We start from the raw sequence: 20,458 nt of genomic DNA, 5'->3' as shown, positions 1-20,458 counted from the left end.
GGGAGTTCCTTAGAGGTCGTGGATCACGGCGTGGATCAGGTCGCGGGTCTTGCCGGGTGAGAGAGCGACGCCGTTCAACTTCTCGAAGAGGTTCCGGTACTTGCGCAGTTGGGCCTCGGCGTCCAGGAACGTGAGGCCGTGAGACTGGTCCAGGTGCACGGTGTCGAGCTCCGGTACCGGGCCGTGCGCGTAGAAGATGGACTGGCCCGATCCGGGGTAGGCGCCGACCTCGAAAGTGATGGCGCGCAGGGTGATGTGCTCCCGCTCGCTCGCGTCGAGCAGATGCTTGAGCTGCTGTCGGGACACGGAGGGCCCGCCGATCTTCATCCGCAGAGCCGCCTCGTGAATGATCGCCTCGTAGGGAGTGGGGTCGTCCCGATACAGCACGGCCTGGCGCTTGATGCGGAACGAGACACGGTGCTCGATGTCCGGTGGGGAAAGCTCCGTGACTGCGTGCCGGAAGATTTCACGAGCATGGTCGACGGTCTGGAGCAGGCCGGGAATGCGTGCAGTGAGGGTCGTGCGGAACGACTGGGAGTTGTGCTCCAGTTCGGCCAGGTCGAGCAGCGGGCTGGGCAGGATCTCGCGGTACGTCTCCCACCAGCCGCGCTTGCGGCCACCAACCATCCCTGCGATGGCTTCCACCAGGGCCTTGTCTGAGCACTCGTACTGGCAGGCCAAAGTGCGTACGCGCTCTGCACTGACACCGAGCCGGCCGGTCTCCATGTTGCTGACCTGTGCTTGCGGCATGCCGAGGAGCTGAGCAGCCGCCGTTGAGGTCAGGCCTGCTTGTTCGCGCAACTTGCGCAGCTCGGCCCCGAGCCGGAGTTGACGTCCCGTCGGGTTGGTCCGCACGGCGATGCTCCTCGATCTTCCGTGCTGCAAGTCACCCACACGGATGGTTGTACTTATTCTTCACCGCTATCCGGTGAAGAATATAACTATTGCCGCTACCTTGATTGTCAGGCGCCCCGCTCAGAAGTACCCCGCTCGACGGAGCGACCGCGGTCACTGAGCAACCGTCCAACTCCCCTCCGTGATCGGAGACTTCCGATGGCCACCGTATCCCCGTCCTGGGCCTACACCCTTCAGCTCCCGCACGATCCCCGCGCTCCGGGCATCGCCCGTGCGACCCTGCGCACGGTTCTTGCCGCGCACGACCTCGCCCGGCTCGCCCCCACGGCGGAGCTGCTCGCCGCCGAGCTGCTCGCCAACGCCCATCTCCATACCAACGGTCCGTACGCCCTTCGCCTGCGCGCCGCCGAGTCCGGGCGGCTGCGGATCGGCGTGTGGGACTCCGACCCGACCGTCCCGCGGGGCTTCGACGCCCCCGGTGCCGTACCGCCGGACACGTCCGAGAACGGGCGCGGGCTGCACCTCGTACGGGCGTGCGCGGACACGTGGGGCGCGTACGCGCTGGGCGGAGACCGGGGCGGGAAGCTGCTGTGGGCCGAGTGTGCCGAATCGGGGCGCTGACCGGTTCATACGGGATTCTCAGGCAGGGGTGAGGATTCCTCTCACCCCGCCCGGCAAGGCTTCCTCCGATGAAGCGCCCCGTCCGTCTCCCCCTCCTCGTTGCCGTCGCGCTGCTGGCCACCGGGTCGGTTCCCGTGGCGGCGGCGCATGGGCGGGTGCGTACGCCCGAGCCGCTCGGCGTCACCGTGACGGCTCCCGTGAGTGCCGGGAACGCGCGGGTCGGAGTGCTTGTCAGGGGTGGGGCGCACTACTGCACCGCGTCCGTCGTGCACAGCGAGGGGCGGGATCTCATCGTCACTGCCGCGCACTGTCTGACCGGGAGTGGGAGCGGGGGCATCGAGTTCGTGCCTGGTTATCGGGAGGGGAAGGCGCCGTACGGGGAGTGGGCCGTGGCGCGGACGTATGTCGGTGACGGGTGGAAGGGGCGGCAGGACGAGGACAGCGATGTGGCGTTCGCTCGGCTTGTCTCCCGAGGTGGGGAGGAGATTGAGGATGTCGTCGGGGGCAATCGGCTGGTTGCCGGGCGGGGGCGTAGTCCGGTGGGGCGGGCCGTGACCGTTGTCGGGTATCCCAGGGCGCGGGAGGCGCCCGTGTGGTGCACGAACATCTCCACGGCGTACGGCGACAGTCAGCAGCGCATCGAGTGTCCGGGGTACAGCGGGGGCACGAGCGGGAGTCCGTGGATCGACGCGGAGGGGCGGGTCGTGGGGGTGCTGGGTGGGTTCCAGCAGGGCGGTACCACCGATGACGTGTCGTACAGCGTTGTTCTTGGGGGCGAGGCCGCCGCGTTGTACGGGGAGGCAGCGAAGTGACCCGTGTGAAAAGGTCAGTTGGGTGGAGGCACTCAGAGAGCGGGACCCTGCCCACATAGGCGCGTACACGTTGCTCGCCCGGCTGGGGGCGGGCGGGATGGGGCAGGTGTACCTCGGGCGGTCGCCCGGTGGGCGGCTCGTGGCGATCAAGGTCATCCGGGACGAGATCACCGACCATCCCGAGGCGCTGGCGCGGTTCCGGCGCGAGGTGGAGACGGCTCGGGCGGTGCGGAGCGCGTACACGGCGAACCTGATCGACGCGTCGCTGGACGCCGCGCCCTACTGGCTCGCCACGGAGTATGTGTCGGGGCCGACGCTCGGTGGGGCGGTGGCCGAGCGGGGGCCGTTTCCCGCGGACAGCGCGCGACGGCTGTTCGCGGCTCTTGCCGAGGCCCTCGCGAGTGTCCACGGGTACGGCGTGACGCACCGGGACCTCAAACCGCAGAACGTGATCCTCTCCCCGCAGGGGCCGCTGCTCATCGACTTCGGCATCGCGCGGGGTACGGCGGACACGGCGCTCACCCAGACCGGGTTCACCCCGGGCACGCCCGGCTTCACCGCGCCCGAGGTGCTGAAGAACAATCAGGTGGGCTCGGCGGCGGACGTGTTCGCGCTGGGCGCGACGATCGCGTACGCGGCGACCGGGAGGGCGCCCTTCGGGGCGGGACACGCGCACGCCGTCTCCTACCGGGCCGTGCACGAGGACATCGACGTGACCGGAATCGAGCCGGGGCTGGCCGCGCTGATCCGGGAGTGCGTCGCGAAGGACCCCGCCGAACGACCCGGTCTCGACACCGTCATCGCCCGCTGCGCCGTCTCCGCCGCGCTCGCCGACGACCCCTTCTACCGTCCGCTGGCCGGCACCGGCGACACCGCGCCGCCCGACCTCCCGGCGGCCGTCGCCGCCGGGCTGGTCCCCGCCGGGCACGGGGCGGCGACTCCGCCCGCGTATCGGCCCACGGTCGGGCCGGGATACGTGCCGACCGTGGGGCCCGGATACGTCCCGACGGCCGTGCCTTCGTCGGCGCCCGCCCGCAGGCGCCGTGCGCCCGTGGTGGCCGGGATCGCGGGTGCCGTGGTTCTGGTGGCCGCGTCGGTCGTGGCCTGGCAGATGCTGCCCGACGACCAGGGGAACGAGCGGGGAAGCGGTGGATCGGGGGCTTCGCCGTCGGCGTCGGCGGGTGCCGGGGCGCAGAAGGTTCCGACGTTCATCGAGGACAACAAGATCTCCCGCGACGTCTGGACGCTCTCCGACGAACCGGACGAGGCGGCACACGGCATCGGTGAGTGCGTACAGGTCGGTGCGGTTGATCCGCCCAAGGAACTCCAGTACAGCGCGGGTGACGTGGACGAGCTCACACGCGCCGACGTGAGCGGGAAGGCGAAGATCCTGTTCCGGTTCAAGTACGCGGAACTGAACAACAAGGCACCCGAGCCGTACCACGTCTCGGTCGGTGTGAAGCCGCCCCACGACATCGACCCCGATACGGGCAGGCCGTACGAGGACGTGATGGCCGAGAACAAGACGATCGGCTACACCAGCAAGCCGGTGGACATCTACCGACACTGGCGGACCGGCGCGTACGTCGAGCTCACGTACCCCGACGACTTCCAGGAACACGCGGCGGGCCAGACCTGGGACGCGATCCCCGTCGCCAACGACCCCGGTGACTGGACCGTGGTCTTCTACCACGTCAAGGGGAGCCCCACCGACTACGAAAGCATCGGTTGCACCGGCTTCAGGGTGGGAAGCTCCTAGACTGACGTGGGCTAATTACGGAGCTGCGGAGGGCGGTTGACGGTGCGTAAGGCGTGGATCGTGGTGACCGTCGCAGCGGGGGCGGGGCTCAGCTTCGTCATGGTGCTGGTCGTCGGGGTCTACATGGTCGCCGGCAACCTCGGCAACGGCGTGGGGCAGGGGGCCCGTGGCCTGGCCAAAGGGGCCGTACCGGCCGCGTACCAGGCGCTCGTGCAGAAGTGGGGCAATCTGTGCACCGCCATCAATCCCGCGCTTCTCGCCGCGCAGCTCTATCAGGAGAGCGGGTTCAATCCCAACGCCAAGAGCCCGGCCGCCGCGCAGGGGATAGCGCAATTCATCCCGGGAACGTGGGCGACGCACGGAATCGACGGTGACGGTGACGGCGACCGCGACGTATGGGATCCGAATGACGCGATTCCATCGGCCGCGAAGTACGACTGCACACTCGCGAAGTACGTGAAGGACGCGCCCGGCGACCCGACGAAGAACATGCTCGCCGCATACAACGCGGGGGCGTACGCCGTCATCAAGTACGGGGGCGTACCGCCGTACAAGGAAACGCAGAACTACGTGAAGACGATCACGACACTGGAGGAGAGCTTCGCCGCTCCGGTCACCCGTGTCGACCCCTCCGAGCAAGCCGCCGGGGCCATTTACTACGCGCAGAAGAAACTGGGGACGCTGTATCTCTGGGGTGGGAACGGTACCGCTGACCAGGGCGGACGTTTCGACTGTTCGGGGCTGACCAAGGCCTCGTACGAGAGTGTGGGGATCACCCTGCCCCGGGTCGCCAACGACCAGTACAACGCCGGGCCGCACCCGAGCCGGGACGAGCTGCTGCCCGGGGATCTGGTGTTCTTCTCGGACGACCTCACCAACTCCCGGGCCATCCGGCACGTGGGGATCTACGTGGGCGGCGGGTACATGATCAACGCGCCCCGGGCGGGTGCCGTGATCCGGTTCGACCCGATCGACACCCCCGACTACTTCGGGGCGACCCGGGTCACCGAAGATGGCGCGAAAGCGTTGCCCACCTCTGTGTGAAACCCTCCCCTGAGCTGCGGCGATGTATCTCTCTTCGATAACGTCTGAGTGATCATTCGGTGGAGGGTGGAACGTATGGAAGGGGAGTGTGCGTTCCTGTTCTCGTAGCCGACGACGGGGGTTGATGGCGCGCCGCACCCGATGGGTGCGTCGGGAAGAAGATGACGAAGGGGCCGTTGCACCATGGCTGGACTCGCCGAATCCGGTTCGAACCCTGACGTCGACCTGCTGTACGACATCAATGGTCTCGCCAAAGACGCGCCGCACTGGTTCGACCGCGTCATGGAGTTCGTGGGCGAGTGGGGGCTCCTGCTCGCCATGGTGATGCTGGTGCTCTGGTGCTGGCTCACCGTGCGGAAGCGGGGCGGGGAGGACGCCGCCTCGTCCGTCGCCGCGCTGATCTGGGCGCCGCTCGCCGCCGGCGTCGCCGTACTCGTGAATGTGCCGATACGGGGATTTGTTGAGCGACCTCGGCCCTTTGTCGACCATGACGGGCTGGATGTTCTTATCGGCGGCAAGAGCGACTATTCGTTCGTGAGCGATCACGCGACTCTCATGATGGCGATGGGGGTCGGGCTGTTCGTCGCGAATCGGAAGTTCGGGCTCGTGGGGATAGTGCTGGGTCTGTTCGGCGGGTTCTGCCGGGTTTATATGGGCGTGCACTATCCGACGGATGTGATCGGTGGCTTTGCGCTCGGGACCGCGGTGGTTCTGCTGCTTTCGCCGCTTGCGATGGCTTTGCTGACGCCGGTTGTGGCTGCGGTGGAGAGGTCGCCCCGGGTGGGGTGGTTGGTTCGGGCGCGCGGTGCCTCCGGGGAGCGGGGGAAAGTGATTCCCGGGGCTCGGAGTGAGGTTGAGGCGGAGGAACGGGATCTGGCGGCGTAGGTGGGGGCTTCTGGCGTTCGTTGCCGGGTGCGCGCCCGGTGGGGGCTGGTCGCGCAGTTCCCCGCGCCCCTGAAGGACAAAAGATTGCGCCGTTCCCCGCGCCCCTGAAGGGGCGCCCCCGGCCAGCCCGTGCCCTACAGCGACTGTGGGAACTTGAAGAAGTCCTTTGGGTCGTACTTCTTCTTCAGTGTCTTCAGGCGGGGGGCCGCCTGGCCGTAGTACGCCTTGCGCCAGTCGGTGAGGGTTGGGTCCGTGTAGTTCTGGTAGGCCGCGCCCGAGGCGTGGGGCTTCATCGCCGTGTGGGCCTCGGTCAGCCAGGAGTTGGATGTCGTGCCGGAGGTTCCCGGGCGCCACGCGGCGATGTACTGGGCCAGCATGCGGGAGCGGCGGTGGACGAAGGCCGTTGCCGTGGGGTCGACTCTGTTGATTGCGCCGCCCAGGGCTGTCAGGGCGATGCTGCCCGTGCCTCCGCGGACCCCCGATATCTGGGAGAGCAGGGTCCGGATGCCCGCCGCCGAGATAGAGCGGTCGAAGAAGTCCGAGCGGCCCGCGTAGGTCTCGCGGCCCAGTGCGCCCTGGGGGGAGCGGCCCGGTGTCGCGCCCGGGAGGTGGCACTGGGCGTTCTCCGGGAAGGTCGAGCAGCCCGCGTACACCTCCATCGACTCCTCGTAGGAGCGGCGCTTGAGGGAGACGCTGCGGGCGGAGGCGCCGATGCGGTCGGCGAGGCGGTCCACCGCGTTCTGGAGTTCGCCGTACGTGCCCAGGGAGAAGGCGGAGACCGAGACCGTGGGGGTGCCGCCGGCCGCGTTCTCGAAGTGGCACGAGGACCAGATCTCGTCGGGCTGGTCGGGGCCCCACTCCTGCCAGGCCCTGAGGACGGCGGCGGCCCTGGACCACGGCCAGGACATGAACGCCGAGACGCCCTGCGGGGCCGGGTGTGTCCTGAAGCGGAGCTCGGTGACGACGCCGAAGTTGCCGTTGCCCGCGCCGCGCAGGGCCCAGAAGAGGTCCTTGTTCTCGGTCGCGCTCGCGGTGAGCTGCTTTCCGTCCGCCGTCAGCAGCGTCGCCCGGGTGAGGCTGTCGCACGTCAGGCCGTACGCCCTCGACACGACGCCGTGGCCGCCGCCCAGCGTCAGGCCCGAGACGCCGACCGTCGGGCAGGAACCGGCCGGGATCGTGACGCCCTTCGCCGCCAGCGCGCGGTAGACGTCGATCAGCTTGGCGCCCGCGCCGACCACGGCCTCGTCGCCGGAGGCCCGGACCTTGGAGAGCTTCGAGACGTCGACGATCAGACGGCCGTCGCCCGAGGACCAGCCCGCGTACGAGTGGCCGCCGTTGCGGATCGAGACGGGGACGTCGTGGGCCCGGGCGTACGCGAGCGTCGTACGGATGTCCTCGGCGTGGGCGACGTACGCGACGGCCGTCGGCCTGAGCGAGTCGAAGCGGGTGTTGTAGAGCTGGCGGGCCGCCGCCCAGTTGGCCTCGCCGGGGCGGACCAGAGGGCCGTCCAGATCGTGGGCCAGGGCCTTCAGGCCGGCCGCGGCTGCGGTGCTCGTCGTCTTCAGTGGCGTACCGGACGTACGGGCCTCCCCACCCGCCCGCGGCCCGGAACCCCCGCCGGTGCACGCGGCCGAAACCGCCGTCGCCGCGAGCGCGGCGCCGCCACCTATGAACGTACGCCGTTGCATGTGCGCCTCCCGTTGTTCCCGTGGAACGAGACGGGTCCACGGTCCGGCGGGTTCCACGGGCGGGTCCCGGGAATCGCGTTTGCGACTGCTCGGGACCGCCGACTTTCGGCCATGGGGAGCCGGAGCGTGCGGGGCGGGTGGAGGGGTGAGAGGAGGGGAGGGAGGGGTGAGGAGCGGCCGGAAGAGGGGAGTGATGCTTCCGAAGGAGGGGGTTCCGGAAGTCGGGACCCTCACGTGTTCTCCCCGTGAGCGTTCCGTGACCTCACCGCACTGACGGCAGGGGTTCACCCTCCGTTCACTCACGGCCATTGGCCGCTTCACCTGATCTGCCTAATTTCGGCCTTACCCGGTGCGTGGTGCGAGTGGAAGCCCGCTCACGTATCGGTCGATATCAGTTGATAGCAGCAGTACGACGCAGTACGACGGCAGTCTCGTGCGGACGAGAGGCTGCACCACGACCTCGCACGCCGCCAGTAGACGGCGGCTCCTGGAAGGAACTCCCGAAAGTGAAGCTTCAGCGCAAGAACCGGCTTCGCGCCCTTTCGCTCGGTGCTGTCGCCGTCTCCGGCGCCCTGGCGCTGACGGCGTGCGGCTCCGACGACACCGGCGGCGGCAGCGGCGACGAGAGCGCGCCCGCGGCCAACAGCGCCATCAAGTGTGAGGACGCCAAGGGCGAGCTGCTCGCGGCCGGCTCCTCCGCGCAGAAGAACGCGGTCGACGCCTGGGTGAAGCAGTACACGGCCTCCTGCAAGGACGTTCGGATCAACTACAACCCGAACGGCTCCGGCGCCGGTATCACCAACTTCCTCCAGGGCCAGACCGCCTTCGCCGGTTCGGACTCCCCGCTGGACGCCGAGGAGATCACCAAGTCCGCCGAGGTCTGCAAGGACAGCCAGGCCATCGACCTGCCGATGGTCGGCGGCCCGATCGCCGTGTCGTACAACCTCCCGGGTGTGGACGGCCTCGTCCTGGACGCCCCGACCCTGGCCAAGATCTTCGACGACAAGATCAAGACCTGGAACGACGCCGCGATCAAGAAGCTGAACCCCGACGCGGACCTGCCCAGCACCAAGATCCTGACGTTCCACCGCTCGGACGACTCCGGCACCACGGACAACTTCACCAAGTACCTGAAGGCCGCGGCCGCCGCGGACTGGAAGTACGAGGGTGGCAAGGCCTGGCAGGCCAAGGGCGGCCAGTCCGCCACGGGTTCCTCCGGTCTCGCCCAGCAGGTGACCCAGACCGCCGGCGCGATCTCCTACATGGAGCTCTCGTACGCCAAGGACGCCCAGACGGTCCACGTCAAGACCGATGCGGCCACGCCCGTCGAGGCCACCGTCGACAACGCCACCAAGGCGATCGCCGAGGCCAAGGTCGTCGGCGAGGGCAAGGACCTCGCCCTCGAGCTGAACTACGAGCCCACCGCCGAGGGCGCGTACCCGATCACCCTCGTGACGTACGAGATCGCGTGCGAGAAGGGCAACAAGGCGGAGACCCTCGCCGCCACCAAGTCCTTCCTCACCTACCTCGCCAGCGAGGAGGGGCAGGCCATCCTCAAGGACGCCAGCTACGCCCCGATGCCCGAAGAGATCATCACGAAGGTCCGCACGACCGTCGCCGGCCTGAGCTGACCCAAGTGTGCGGCCCGCACCGGTAGCAACCGGAGCGGGCCGCACCGTCCGGTGCACCGCCGCCTGGAGCCCGCACCCCGAGGTTCCGCAGACCGGAGAACTCCATGGACATATCTACTCAAGACGCACCAGTCCCTCCCCCCACCACACAGACCGCCGAAGAGAAGCGCAACGCACGCGGTGCCACCCGCCCTGGAGACCGGATCTTCCTCGGTCTCTCGCGAGGCTCGGGCATCCTGCTCCTGGTGATCATGGCCGCGATCGCGGTCTTCCTCACCTACCGTGCCGCTCTCGCCATCTCCGAGGACGAAGCCAACTTCCTCACCGCCTTCGAGTGGGAGGCCAACGCCGACCCGCCGAAGTTCGGTATCGCGGTCCTCGCCTACGGCACGGTCATCTCCTCGATCATCGCCATGGTGATCGCGGTCCCGATCTCCGTGGGCATCGCGCTGTTCATCACGCACTACGCCCCGCGCAGGCTCGGCGGCCCGATCAGCTACGTGATCGACCTGCTGGCCGCCGTCCCGTCCATCGTGTACGGCCTCTGGGGCGCCCTCGTCCTCGTACCGCACATGGACGGCCTGTTCGGCTGGCTCGACTCGTACTTCGGCTGGACCGGCATCTTCGACTGGCAGGGCGGCCCCGCGCGCTCCCTGTTCACCGTCGGCATCCTGCTCGCGATCATGATCCTGCCGATCGTGACCAACGTGAGCCGTGAGGTCTTCCGCCAAGCGCCGCAGATGCACCAGGAAGCCGCGCTCGCCCTCGGCGCCACGCGCTGGGAGGTCATCCGGATGTCGGTGCTGCCCTTCGGCCGCTCCGGCGTCATCTCCGCCTCGATGCTGGGCCTCGGCCGCGCCCTCGGCGAGACGATGGCCGTCGCCACGGTGCTCTCGCCGAGCTTCCTCATCGAGACCAGCCTGCTCGACCCGGGCGGCGGCACCTTCGCCCAGAACATCGCCAGCAAGTTCGGTGAGGCCACCGAGACGGGCCGCAACGCCCTGATCGCCTCCGGTCTGGTCCTCTTCGTCATCACCCTGCTGGTCAACGGCGCGGCCCGTGCGATCATCGCCCGCCGCAAGGAGTACTCGGGGGCCAACGCATGAGCAACGTCGTCATGGACAAGCGCCCCGAGCGTCCCAGCAGCAACCTGCAGGGCGCGCGGCTTCCCAAGTGGACCCCGTGGGCGGTCGCCGTGGGCTCCGTGGGTCTGGGCCTCGGCATCAGCGCGGCCGCCGGGCTGGAGAGCAGCATCCAGTGGGCGCTCATCGCCGCGCTGCTGTTCGTCCTGGTCAGCTACGGTCTCGGCGTCAAGGTCGAGGGCAGCCGGCAGGCCAAGGACCGGTTCGCCACCAGCCTCGTCTGGGTCGCGTTCCTCCTCGCCGTCATCCCGCTGGCCTCCGTCGTCTGGGAGACCATCAGCCGCGGTGTGAAGGTGCTCGACTTCTACTTCCTGAGCCACTCGATGGGTGTGGTCGCCGACTCGGAGGTCGGCGGTGGTATCAACCACGCCATCATCGGAACCCTGGAGCAGGTCGGCCTCGCCACGGTGATGGCCGTGCCGGTCGGTGTGCTCACGGCGGTCTACCTCGTCGAGTACGGGCGCGGAAAGCTCGCCCAGACGGTCACCTTCTTCGTCGACGTCATGACGGGCATCCCGTCGATCGTCGCGGGTCTGTTCATCCTCGCCATCATGATCGAGCTGGAACTGGAGCCCTTCGGGTTCGCCGGTTCGCTGGCCCTCGCCATCCTGATGATGCCGGTGGTGGTCCGCTCCACGGAGGAGATGCTCAAGCTCGTACCGAACGAGCTGCGCGAGGCCTCGCTGGCCCTGGGTATCCCGAAGTGGCGCACCATCATCAAGGTGGTTCTGCCGACGTCCATCGGTGGTATCACCACCGGTGTGATGCTCGCGGTCGCGCGCATCGCCGGTGAGACCGCGCCCGTACTGCTTCTGGTGTGGGGCAGCGCCTTCATCAACAACAACCCGTTCGAGGGTGCTCAGGCGTCGCTGCCGCTCTACATCTACCAGCAGTACGCTCAGAGCGCCGGCAACGCGGCGGCCTACGACCGTGCCTGGGCCGCGGCGCTCGTGCTGATCATCATCGTCATGATCCTCAACCTCGGGGCCCGCGGCATCGCCCGCTGGAAGGCCCCGAAGACCGGTCGCTGACGCGGCCATACAGCGACCAGACTTACCCCCGCGAAAGAAGTAGATCCCATGGCCAAGCGAATCGACGTAAGCGGACTGACCGCTTACTACAGTGCCCACAAGGCAATCGAAGACATCTCGATGACCGTCGAGCCGCGTTCGGTGACGGCCTTCATCGGTCCGTCCGGCTGCGGCAAGTCCACGTTCCTGCGCACGCTGAACCGTATGCACGAGGTCACGCCCGGTGGGCGGGTCGAGGGCAAGGTGCTCCTGGACGACGAGGACCTGTACGGGCACGGGGTCGACCCCGTGGCCGTGCGCCGCACCATCGGCATGGTCTTCCAGCGGCCGAACCCGTTCCCGACCATGTCGATCTTCGACAACGTGGCGGCCGGGCTGAAGCTCAACGGCTCCTACAAGAAGTCCGAGCTGAGCGATGTCGTCGAGAAGTCGCTCAAGGGCGCGAACCTCTGGAACGAGGTCAAGGACCGGCTGAACAAGCCGGGGTCCGGCCTCTCCGGTGGTCAGCAGCAGCGTCTGTGCATCGCGCGGGCGATCGCTGTCGAGCCGCAGGTTCTGCTGATGGACGAGCCCTGCTCGGCGCTCGACCCCATCTCGACGCTGGCCATCGAGGACCTGATCGGTGAGCTGAAGGAGCGCTTCACGATTGTCATCGTGACGCACAACATGCAGCAGGCCGCGCGGGTGTCCGACCGGACGGCGTTCTTCAACCTCTCGGCGGTCGGTCAGCCCGGGCGTCTCATCGAGATCGACGACACGGAGCGGATCTTCTCCAACCCGTCCGTTCAGGCCACGGAGGACTACATCTCCGGGCGGTTCGGCTGAGCGGTCGCGCTCCGCTCACTTTCCCGACCCCCCGCGGTGCTGCATGGCGGTGCCACCGCGGGGTCCGATAGGGCCCGCCCCCGGCTTTTGGGGGGGGCGGGCCCGTCGGCTTTTTCTCTCGCCCCCGCCGCCCCTACCCGTCCCGTCCCTGGGGGCTGCGCCCCCAGACCCCCGCTATCGCGCTGACGCGCTCGTCCTCAAACGCCGGACGGGCTGAAATTCAGCCCCTCCGGCGTTTGAGGAGCGGGGGTTCGGGGGCTGGCCCCCGAGACGGGACGGGTAGGGGCGGCGGGGGCGAGAAACGGCCCTACACGAACGCCAGGTTCACGATCCAGAAGCTCGCCGCCGCGACAAGCGCGGCCGCCGGCATCGTGATGAACCAGCCGAGGATGATGTTCTTGGCGACGCCCCAGCGGACGGCGTTCACGCGCTTGGTGGCGCCGACGCCCATGATGGCGGAGGTGATCACGTGCGTGGTCGAGATCGGGGCGTGGAACAGGAACGCCGAGGTGAACATGATCGACGCACCGGTCGTCTCCGCGGCGAACCCCTGCGGAGGATCCAGCTCGATGATCTTCCGGCCCAGCGTCCGCATGATGCGCCAGCCACCCGCGTAGGTGCCCAGGGACAGCATCACCGCACACGCGATCTTGACCCACACCGGGATCGGGTCGCCCGCGTCCTCGACATCCGCGATGACCAGGGCCATCACCACGATGCCCATCGTCTTCTGGGCGTCCTGGAGGCCGTGGCCGAGGGCCATACCGGCCGCCGACACGGTCTGCGCGATACGGAAACCGCGCTTGGCCTTGTGCGGATTGGACTTGCGGAACATCCACAGGATCGCGCACATCACCAGGTAGCCGGAGACCAGACCGACGATCGGCGAGATGAACATCGGGATGACGACCTTCTCCAGGACGCCGGACCAGATGACCCCGATCCCGCCCGCGAGCGCCGCCCCCACCATGCCGCCGAACAGCGCGTGCGAGGAGGAGGACGGGAGGCCGAAGTACCAGGTGACGAGGTTCCACACGATCGCGCCCACCAGCGCGGCGAACAGGATCCACATGCCCTTGTTGCCGTGCGGTGTCTCGATCAGGCCTTCACTGACGGTCTTGGCGACCCCGCTGCCGAGGAACGCGCCGGCGAGGTTCATCACAGCGGCCATCGCCAGTGCCGCCCGCGGTGTCAGCGCGCGCGTGGACACGGACGTGGCGATGGCGTTGGCCGAGTCGTGGAAGCCGTTGGTATAGGTGAATCCGAGCGCGACACCAATGGTCACGATCAAGGCGAAGGTGTCCATGAAAAGGTCAGGACTCCTTGACCGCGATGGTCTCCACCGTGTTGGCCACGTGCTCGAAGGCGTCGGCGGCCTCCTCCAGCACGTCCACGATCTGCTTGAGTTTCAGTACCTCGATGGCCTCGTACTTGCCGTTGAAGAGCATGGCCAGCAGCTTGCGGTGGATCTGGTCGGCCTGGTTCTCCAGGCGGTTGACCTCGATCCAGTACTCGGTGAGGTTGTCCATCGTGCGCAGGTTCGGCATGGCCTCGGCGGTCAGTTCGGCCGCCCGTGCCAGCACCTCGATCTGCTGCTCGACACCCTTCGGAAGATCCTCGACGTTGTAGAGGACGACCAGGTCGACGGCCTCCTCCATGAAGTCCATGATGTCGTCGAGGGACGAGGCGAGGTTGTAGATGTCCTCGCGGTCGAACGGCGTGATGAACGAGGAGTTCAGCTGGTGGAAGATCGCGTGCGTGGCGTCGTCACCGGCGTGTTCCGCGGCCCGCATACGCTCGGCGATCTCGGCCCGGCCGGAGGCGTCCGCCCCGAGCAGTTCCATCAGGAGCTTCGAGCCCGTGACGATGTTGTCCGCGGATGCGGCGAACATGTCGTAGAAGCTCGTCTCCCTGGGGGTCAGACGAAATCGCACTTGGGGTCCTCGGATTGCTTCGGTTTCGGTCAGGCTGATGCTAGGCGCATCATCCGGCCACGGCTAACCGGCCGCCCACCAGTGTCGCCCATCGGGCACAGTGATCAGCACGGGGTCCTTCGAGGACGTTGGCCAAGGGCCCTATACCCAGCAAAGTTCGTTACCATATACCCGGTAGGGGTATCAGTCAGCAGGAGGACGCGATGACGACCACCGAGGCCGGCGCCACAGTGCCCTCCGGGGATGCGCAGGAGGCCGCCGGGGCCCAGGAGATCGTGACCGACCACGACCGCGGGATCCACGGCTACCACAAGCAGAAGGACGAGCACCTCAAGCGGCTGCGGCGCATCGAGGGCCAGATCCGTGGCCTGCAGCGCATGGTCGACGAGGACGTCTACTGCATCGACATACTCACCCAGGTCTCCGCCTCGACCAAGGCCCTCCAGTCGTTCGCCCTCCAGCTCCTGGAGGAGCACCTCCGTCACTGCGTCGCGGACGCTGCCCTCAAGGGCGGCACCGAGATCGACGCCAAGGTGGAGGAGGCCACGAAGGCCATCGGACGACTCCTGCGCACGTGACCCTCCGGGGGTGAGCCGGTTGTAGGGGCCTGTGTGTTGTCTGCCGGTGCGTCGTGGCTGGTCGCGCAGTTCCCCGCGCCCCTAAAAGACTGCGCAGTTCTCCGCGCCCCTTGCAGGGGCCGGTGCTACCTGTCGGCCTTCTCGCCGTGTGTCTCCAGGAAGCGCTCTTCGGCCAGCTTCAGGACCTCGTCGATGCGGTCGGGGCTGAGCCGGTCCTCGCGGGCGGCCGAGGCGGCGATGATCAGGTCGCCGCACAGCTCGATCTCGGCGAGGGCCACGTGGTCCTGAACTGCCGTACCGCGCGCCGGAGCCACGTGCATCACCTCTTCCTGCCGTCACCGACTTCCTAGAGTAGGGAGCGGCCCACGGACGGCGCATGGCACCAACGGACCATTTCCGGCCCCGCACATTCCGGCCTCCCTATTCGGCGATCCGTCCGGCGTAGATGTCTTTCGCGTCCGGCAGCCGTACGTCGACGGGGGTTCCGAAGTCGTACAGCAGGGTCGTCGAGGAGACGGCGACCGTACCCTTCTGCTGGCCGTTGACGAAACTGAAGCGGTGACGGACCTTGCGGATGCGCCCCTCGTCGTCGAGGTAGACGTCGAAGGGGACCGTCGCCGTGGCGAAGCCCTTCGCCGCCGCCCGCAGGGACGCCCGGCTCCCGGGAGAGGCATCGCGCGCCGCGGCGCCGAGATCGGCGGTACCGCGGTAGTGCCGTACCGCGGTGCCCGCGACCGACGTCCTGCCCACGTACGTCGCCTCGCGCGTGCCCCGCAGCAGTTCCGCGGCGGCGAACGGGTCGGTCGCGCCGCCCGTGACCAGGTTCCCGTCGGAGAGCGTGGCCGTGTCGACGCGTACCCACTTGTCGGCCGGGACGCCGGCGCCGCGGTTCTTCATGTAGAGGGCGCCCGGCGCGAGGAGCTCGGTGATCGGGCGGCGCTCGTCCACGCCGGCCGGGTCCTGGGGGAGGAGCACCTTCAGACGGCCCACCTGGGCCCCGTAGTCGTAGACGCCCTCGCCGCGGATGGTCACGCGGGTGCCGCCGGTGGCCATCTCCATCGACGTACGCGCCTTGGAACTGCCTGCCCCGACCAGGTTCTCCGCGCTCCCGTGGAGGATCCCGACCGGGTCCTCGGCGCCCCTCGCGTCCTCGGCGGCGGCCCCGCTGCCCGAGCATCCGGCTGCGCAGACCACCAGCCCCGCCGTCGCGGCGGCCAGGGCGACAGCGCTGCCCCGCAGTCTCAGTTGCCGCTCCACCATCGCCTGCCAACCCCCAGCCGGGTCGTCCTCGCGCGGGCCTCCTGTCGTTCCGCTTAACGACGGGTGGGGGGTGTTGTCACGCGGTGACCCGGCCCGGGGTGGCGTTCACTCGCGATGGGTACCGTTGTTCCCGTGGCGCATCAGGAGCAGAGCACCCCTCCGGAACATCACACGACGACGGTCGACCAAGGCCGTTTCTGCCTGGCACGCTGCACCTGCGGCTGGAGAGGCCCGGCCCGTCGCGCCCGCAGCCTGGCCCGCACGGACGCGGAGGCCCACTCAACGGCTCCGGCCTAACCAGCCCCCGCGAACCCGCAGCCAAACAACGTGCAGGCCGCGCAGCGCTAAGCGTGCCGCAGCACAGCCAGCAGCTCGTCGACGAGATCCTTGTCACGGGGATGCGTGAGCCGGTGCCGGGCTCCCGTCGGCGGCAGCCACAGGATGCGGTCGACCTCCCGGTTGGGCGCGAAGCGCCCCTCCGTCGCCTCGGCGGCCCAGTAACTCACCTGCTTGGGGCGGTCGTTGGCCATGTAGTGGAGCGTGGCAAGCCGGGGACCGGTGGCACACCGGTAGCCGGTCTCCTCCTCCACCTCGCGCACCGCGCCCGCGAGCGCGTCCTCGGCGCGTTTCAGCTTCCCCTTCGGATGCGACCAGTCGTCGTACTTCGGCCTGTGGACCAGGCAGATCTCCAGTTCGCCGTCGAAGGGCGAGCGGCGCCACAGTACGCAGCCCGCCGCGAGCACGGGGTCTCCGTTCGTCGCGTGCACTGGGCCTCCCATCGCGTGTACGGGGCCTCCGCGGGTCACGGAGTGCCGACCGTCTCCCTCAGCCAGGCCCGCTGAAACGCGAACCTGGCCGCTTCCACCTCGTGTCGCTGGTCGGCGTGGAGCACCCCGAGCGCGTACGCCGTCGCCGGGGCGATCCGCGGGGTGCGGGCCGCGGAGGCGGCCGCCGCGGCGGCCTCGGCCGCGTCGCGGTGCCGGTCCAGGGCCTGGCCCGTGGTCAACAGGCGTACGTCCACGGGGGCTTCGTCGCCGAACTGGACCTCGCGCGCATAGCGGTGCAGGCGCAGCAGGAGCCGGACCTGGTGCCAGGGGGAGTCCTGGGGCTGCGGGGCCGTGTCGGCGGAGAGGCCGTGGACGAGGGCCTCCGCGTTGTAGGGGTGGCCCGCGGTGATCAGGGGCAGCCCGGCCACGGCGTCGCAGAGGCGTTCCTCCGCGGCGGCGGCCAGGGGCTTGAGTCCGGTGACGGACGCGGACGCGGTCAGCGGGACCTCGCTGGCGAGGACGGCGACGTTGTCGGCGACGGCGTGGAAGCGGGAGGAGCCGAGCGCTTGCAGTGCGGCGGAGTGGGCCCTTGTGCGGGCCAATGTCAGCTGGCGCTCCAGAAGGGCGCCCGCCTTGGCCGCTCCGACGGTCAAGGCGCCTTTTTCCGACGGGAGTTGGGCGCGAGCGCCGGGATGCGCGCCGGGATCCGAGGCCTGGCCCGGGAACGCCGACGAGCCCGACAGGCGGTGCAGGGCCGCCAACAGGCGTTCCAGGCGGGCCCCGTACGCGTGCTCGCGGGCCAGTGTCCCCGACAGCCAGGCCAGTTCGGGGCGCATGCCCTCCGACCAGACCTCGTCGAGGAGCGGCCGGAACGTGTGCAGCGTGCCGCTGATGCGGCGGGCCGAGCGGCGCAGGGCGCGCGCCGCGTCCACGGCCTCCTCCGAGCCGTTCGTCGCCGTCGCCGTCGCACCGCCGGTCTCGCGGTGCTGGCGCAGCGCTCGGAGGAACTCCGTGGCCTGGGCCTGGAGATAGGCCGTCAGGGTGTCCCCGGCCACGGGTCCGGCCGTGGGGTCAAGGTGTTGCTGTGCCACGCCGGCGCCTCCGGGCGTCTATGAGCATCTCCTGGACGTTGCGCAGCGGCTGGCCGTCGGCGTCGGTCGCGTGCCGGGTCCATTCGCCGTCGGGACCGAGGTGCCAGGAGGAAGTGGTGTCGGACATACCGGTCTCGAACAGCCGGTTGAGGGCTGCCCGGTGAGCGGGGTCGGTGATCCTGACCAGGGCTTCGATACGGCGGTCGAGGTTGCGGTGCATCATGTCGGCGCTGCCGATCCACACCTCGGGCTCGCCGCCGTTGCCGAAGCCGAAGACCCGGGAGTGTTCGAGGAAGCGGCCGAGGACGGACCGTACGCGTATGTTCTCGGACAGGCCCGGGACTCCCGGTCGTACGGCGCAGATTCCGCGCACCCACACGTCCACCGGCACGCCCGCCTCGGACGCGCGGTAGAGGGAGTCGATGAGTGCCTCGTCCACCATGGAGTTGACCTTGATGCGGACGTAGGCGGGACGTCCGGCACGGTGGTGCTGGACCTCCTTGTTGATACGGGCGATCAGGCCGTCGCGCAGGGACTTGGGCGCGACGAGCAGCCGGCGGTAGGTCTCGCGGCGGGAGTAGCCGGAGAGCCGGTTGAAGAGGTCCGAGAGGTCCGCGCCGACCTGTGGGTCCGCGGTCAGGAGTCCCAGGTCCTCGTACAGCCGGGCGGTCTTGGGGTGGTAGTTGCCCGTGCCGACGTGGCAGTAGCGGCGGAGGGTCTCGCTCTCCTGGCGCACCACCAGCGAGAGCTTGCAGTGGGTCTTCAGGCCGACGAGGCCGTAGACCACATGGCAGCCCGCCTCCTCCAGCTTCTTCGCCCACTTGATGTTGGCCTGCTCGTCGAAGCGGGCCTTGAGCTCGACCAGGACCAGCACCTGCTTGCCGGACTCGGCGGCCTCGATGAGCGCGTCGACTATCGGAGAGTCGCCGGAGGTCCGGTACAGGGTCTGCTTGATGGCGAGGACGTCCGGGTCCTCGGCCGCCTGCTCCAGGAAGGCCTGGACGGAGGTGGAGAACGAGTCGTACGGGTGGTGGAGGAGTACGTCCCGCTCCCTGAGCGCCGCGAAGATGTCCGGCGCCGACGCCGACTCGACCTCCGCGAGGTCGCGGTGGGTGCCCGCGATGAACTTCGGGAACTTCAGCTCGGGCCGGTCGAGCTTGCCGATGCCGAAGAGGCCGGTGAGGTCCAGGGGACCCGGTAGCGGGTACACCTCGGCCTCGGTGATCTTCAACTCCCGTACCAGCAGGTCGAGTACGTACCGGTCGATGGACTCCTCGACCTCCAGGCGCACCGGCGGTCCGAGGCGGCGCCGCATGAGTTCCTTCTCCAGGGCCTGGAGAAGGCTCTCGGTGTCGTCCTCCTCGACCTCCAGGTCCTCGTTCCGGGTGACGCGGAACGTGTGGTGCTCCAGGACCTCCATGCCCGGGAACAGTTCCTCCAGGTGGGCCGCGATGACGTCCTCGATGGGGACGTAGCGGTCCGGGGAGGCCTCCAGGAAGCGGGAGAGCAGCGGCGGGACCTTGACGCGCGCGAAGTGGCGGTGGCCGGAGACCGGATTCCGTACGACCACGGCCAGGTTCAGCGACAGGCCCGAGATGTACGGGAAGGGGTGCGCGGGGTCGACCGCCAGCGGGGTCAGCACCGGGAAGATCTGGTGGCGGAAGAGCGTGAAGAGGCGGGCCTGCTCCTTCTCGGTGAGCTCGCTCCAGCGGACGAGGTGGATGCCCTCCTCGGCGAGCTGGGGGGCCACGTCCTCCTGGTAGCAGGCGGCGTGCCGGGCCATGAGCTCACGGGAGCGGGCCCAGATCATCTCCAGCACCTCACGGGGCTGGAGTCCCGAGGCGGAGCGGGTGGCCACGCCGGTGTGGATGCGGCGCTTCAGACCGGCCACGCGGACCATGAAGAACTCGTCCAGGTTGCTGGCGAAGATCGCCAGGAAGTTCGCCCGTTCGAGGAGGGGTGTGTTCGGATCCTCGGCGAGTTCGAGGACCCGTTCGTTGAACGCGAGCCAGCTGCGCTCCCGGTCGAGGAACCGGCCCTGCGGAAGCTGGACGCCGTCCTGCACCGTGTCCTCGTACGCGTCGAGGTCGGCGTCGAGGTCGGGCTCCAGGTCGGAGACGTTCGCGGCCACCGTGTGCGGGCGGTGCGCGGCTATGGAGCCGACGGACGGCTGCGGGTGCTGGACCTGTGCGCTGGCGTTGGGCTGACTCATGAACCCATTCTTCCGCGCCGGGGCGGAAACGGGCGCGTCGGAGAGAGCGGGCGGGAGCGCTACGGGGATGTGCGGGCTTCCGTTCTCCCTCACGGACGAGGGCTCGTGCTCCGGCGGAGGCGAGGGCTCGGGCGCGGCGGGGTTCATTGCCTGAGCGTCGCAAGCCCGTCTGAATGACCGGTTACGGCGACATGACGTGCGGGATAGCGGGGGGCGGCTCCCCGGCGTCGGGGCCGCGCCCCGCTAGGGGCGCGGGGCTGTGACATATGCGGCTCGGCCGCGTGGGCGCGACCAGCCACACACGGCCCGCAGGTACATGCACT

The 20,458-nt window shown here is 69.0% G+C and carries 19 protein-coding genes; 10 read left to right on the top strand and 9 right to left on the bottom strand.

Translation table 11 applies throughout. From position 1 onward, the window contains the following. Positions 1 to 9 precede the first annotated feature (9 nt). The gene (locus tag OG718_RS26790) at positions 10 to 855 is read right to left on the bottom strand and encodes a helix-turn-helix domain-containing protein (protein WP_186001254.1); all 846 of its coding nucleotides are present in this window, start codon (positions 853 to 855) and stop codon (positions 10 to 12) included. A gap of 198 nt (positions 856 to 1,053) precedes the next feature. Between OG718_RS26790 and OG718_RS26785 the strand changes: the two genes are divergently transcribed. The 5 genes from OG718_RS26785 to OG718_RS26765 all read left to right on the top strand — a co-directional run bounded on the left by OG718_RS26785 (position 1,054) and on the right by OG718_RS26765 (position 5,976). Beyond that, a complete protein-coding gene (locus OG718_RS26785) occupies positions 1,054 to 1,476 on the top strand; it encodes an ATP-binding protein (RefSeq protein ID WP_328845370.1) in 423 nt (140 codons plus the stop codon). 68 nt (positions 1,477 to 1,544) lie between these two features. Then, complete coding sequence (locus OG718_RS26780) at positions 1,545 to 2,288, top strand: trypsin-like serine peptidase (protein ID WP_328845369.1); 744 nt, start codon at positions 1,545 to 1,547, stop codon at positions 2,286 to 2,288. 22 nt (positions 2,289 to 2,310) lie between these two features. Next, positions 2,311 to 4,047 carry a serine/threonine-protein kinase gene (locus tag OG718_RS26775; protein WP_328845368.1) on the top strand — a complete coding sequence of 579 codons (1,737 nt, stop codon included), beginning with the start codon at positions 2,311 to 2,313 and terminating at the stop codon, positions 4,045 to 4,047. Between the two features lie 36 nt (positions 4,048 to 4,083). Continuing rightward, positions 4,084 to 5,091, top strand: a complete 1,008-nt coding sequence (locus OG718_RS26770; protein WP_328845367.1) for a C40 family peptidase — start codon at positions 4,084 to 4,086, stop codon at positions 5,089 to 5,091. A 183-nt stretch (positions 5,092 to 5,274) separates the two neighbouring features. Further along, positions 5,275 to 5,976 carry a phosphatase PAP2 family protein gene (locus OG718_RS26765; RefSeq protein WP_328845366.1) on the top strand — a complete coding sequence of 234 codons (702 nt, stop codon included), beginning with the start codon at positions 5,275 to 5,277 and terminating at the stop codon, positions 5,974 to 5,976. Positions 5,977 to 6,110: 134 nt separating this feature from the next. Here OG718_RS26765 and OG718_RS26760 read toward each other — a convergent pair whose 3' ends face one another. Continuing rightward, positions 6,111 to 7,664: an FAD-binding oxidoreductase gene (locus OG718_RS26760; protein WP_328845365.1), complete on the bottom strand. Its 1,554-nt coding sequence runs from the start codon at positions 7,662 to 7,664 to the stop codon at positions 6,111 to 6,113. Between the two features lie 506 nt (positions 7,665 to 8,170). Here OG718_RS26760 and pstS point away from each other — a divergent pair. The 4 genes from pstS (at position 8,171) to pstB (ending at position 12,293) form a co-directional block, all read left to right on the top strand. Further along, positions 8,171 to 9,295 (top strand): phosphate ABC transporter substrate-binding protein PstS, encoded by a 1,125-nt coding sequence (gene pstS / locus OG718_RS26755; RefSeq protein ID WP_143639417.1) that lies wholly within the window; start codon positions 8,171 to 8,173, stop codon positions 9,293 to 9,295. Positions 9,296 to 9,399: 104 nt separating this feature from the next. Beyond that, positions 9,400 to 10,401, top strand: coding sequence for a phosphate ABC transporter permease subunit PstC (gene pstC, locus OG718_RS26750; protein ID WP_143639418.1), 1,002 nt, complete (start codon positions 9,400 to 9,402; stop codon positions 10,399 to 10,401). Then, complete coding sequence (gene pstA / locus OG718_RS26745) at positions 10,398 to 11,468, top strand: phosphate ABC transporter permease PstA (protein ID WP_143639420.1); 1,071 nt, start codon at positions 10,398 to 10,400, stop codon at positions 11,466 to 11,468. The genes pstC and pstA overlap by 4 nt, the downstream gene beginning before the upstream one ends. A gap of 48 nt (positions 11,469 to 11,516) precedes the next feature. Then, on the top strand, positions 11,517 to 12,293 hold the full coding sequence (pstB, locus tag OG718_RS26740) for a phosphate ABC transporter ATP-binding protein PstB (protein WP_055612687.1): 777 nt from the start codon (positions 11,517 to 11,519) through the stop codon (positions 12,291 to 12,293). A 307-nt stretch (positions 12,294 to 12,600) separates the two neighbouring features. Here pstB and OG718_RS26735 read toward each other — a convergent pair whose 3' ends face one another. Both OG718_RS26735 and OG718_RS26730 read right to left on the bottom strand, forming a co-directional pair. Beyond that, the gene (locus OG718_RS26735; protein ID WP_143639422.1) at positions 12,601 to 13,599 is read right to left on the bottom strand and encodes an inorganic phosphate transporter; all 999 of its coding nucleotides are present in this window, start codon (positions 13,597 to 13,599) and stop codon (positions 12,601 to 12,603) included. A gap of 7 nt (positions 13,600 to 13,606) precedes the next feature. Next, positions 13,607 to 14,227 carry a DUF47 domain-containing protein gene (locus OG718_RS26730; RefSeq protein WP_055614694.1) on the bottom strand — a complete coding sequence of 207 codons (621 nt, stop codon included), beginning with the start codon at positions 14,225 to 14,227 and terminating at the stop codon, positions 13,607 to 13,609. 203 nt (positions 14,228 to 14,430) lie between these two features. Here OG718_RS26730 and OG718_RS26725 point away from each other — a divergent pair, with 203 nt between their 5' ends. Further along, on the top strand, positions 14,431 to 14,805 hold the full coding sequence (locus OG718_RS26725; RefSeq protein ID WP_143639424.1) for a metal-sensitive transcriptional regulator: 375 nt from the start codon (positions 14,431 to 14,433) through the stop codon (positions 14,803 to 14,805). 125 nt (positions 14,806 to 14,930) lie between these two features. On the opposite strand, the gene OG718_RS26720 is transcribed toward OG718_RS26725, so the two are convergent. From OG718_RS26720 to OG718_RS26700, 5 genes are all read right to left on the bottom strand, one after another. After that, positions 14,931 to 15,125 (bottom strand): hypothetical protein, encoded by a 195-nt coding sequence (locus OG718_RS26720; protein ID WP_186001256.1) that lies wholly within the window; start codon positions 15,123 to 15,125, stop codon positions 14,931 to 14,933. A gap of 100 nt (positions 15,126 to 15,225) precedes the next feature. Beyond that, on the bottom strand, positions 15,226 to 16,065 hold the full coding sequence (locus OG718_RS26715) for a hypothetical protein (protein ID WP_328845364.1): 840 nt from the start codon (positions 16,063 to 16,065) through the stop codon (positions 15,226 to 15,228). Positions 16,066 to 16,409: 344 nt separating this feature from the next. Continuing rightward, positions 16,410 to 16,844, bottom strand: coding sequence for an NUDIX hydrolase (locus OG718_RS26710; protein ID WP_143639429.1), 435 nt, complete (start codon positions 16,842 to 16,844; stop codon positions 16,410 to 16,412). A gap of 23 nt (positions 16,845 to 16,867) precedes the next feature. Further along, positions 16,868 to 17,923, bottom strand: a complete 1,056-nt coding sequence (locus OG718_RS26705; protein WP_328845363.1) for a CHAD domain-containing protein — start codon at positions 17,921 to 17,923, stop codon at positions 16,868 to 16,870. After that, positions 17,904 to 20,135 (bottom strand): RNA degradosome polyphosphate kinase, encoded by a 2,232-nt coding sequence (locus tag OG718_RS26700; RefSeq protein WP_260695326.1) that lies wholly within the window; start codon positions 20,133 to 20,135, stop codon positions 17,904 to 17,906. The genes OG718_RS26705 and OG718_RS26700 overlap by 20 nt, the downstream gene beginning before the upstream one ends. Between the last annotated feature and the right edge of the window lie 323 nt (positions 20,136 to 20,458).

Origin of the sequence: Streptomyces sp. NBC_00258 (assembly GCF_036182465.1) — a bacterium.
Classification (GTDB): Bacteria; Actinomycetota; Actinomycetes; order Streptomycetales; family Streptomycetaceae; genus Streptomyces.
This window is presented reverse-complemented; position numbering and strand designations above follow the sequence as displayed.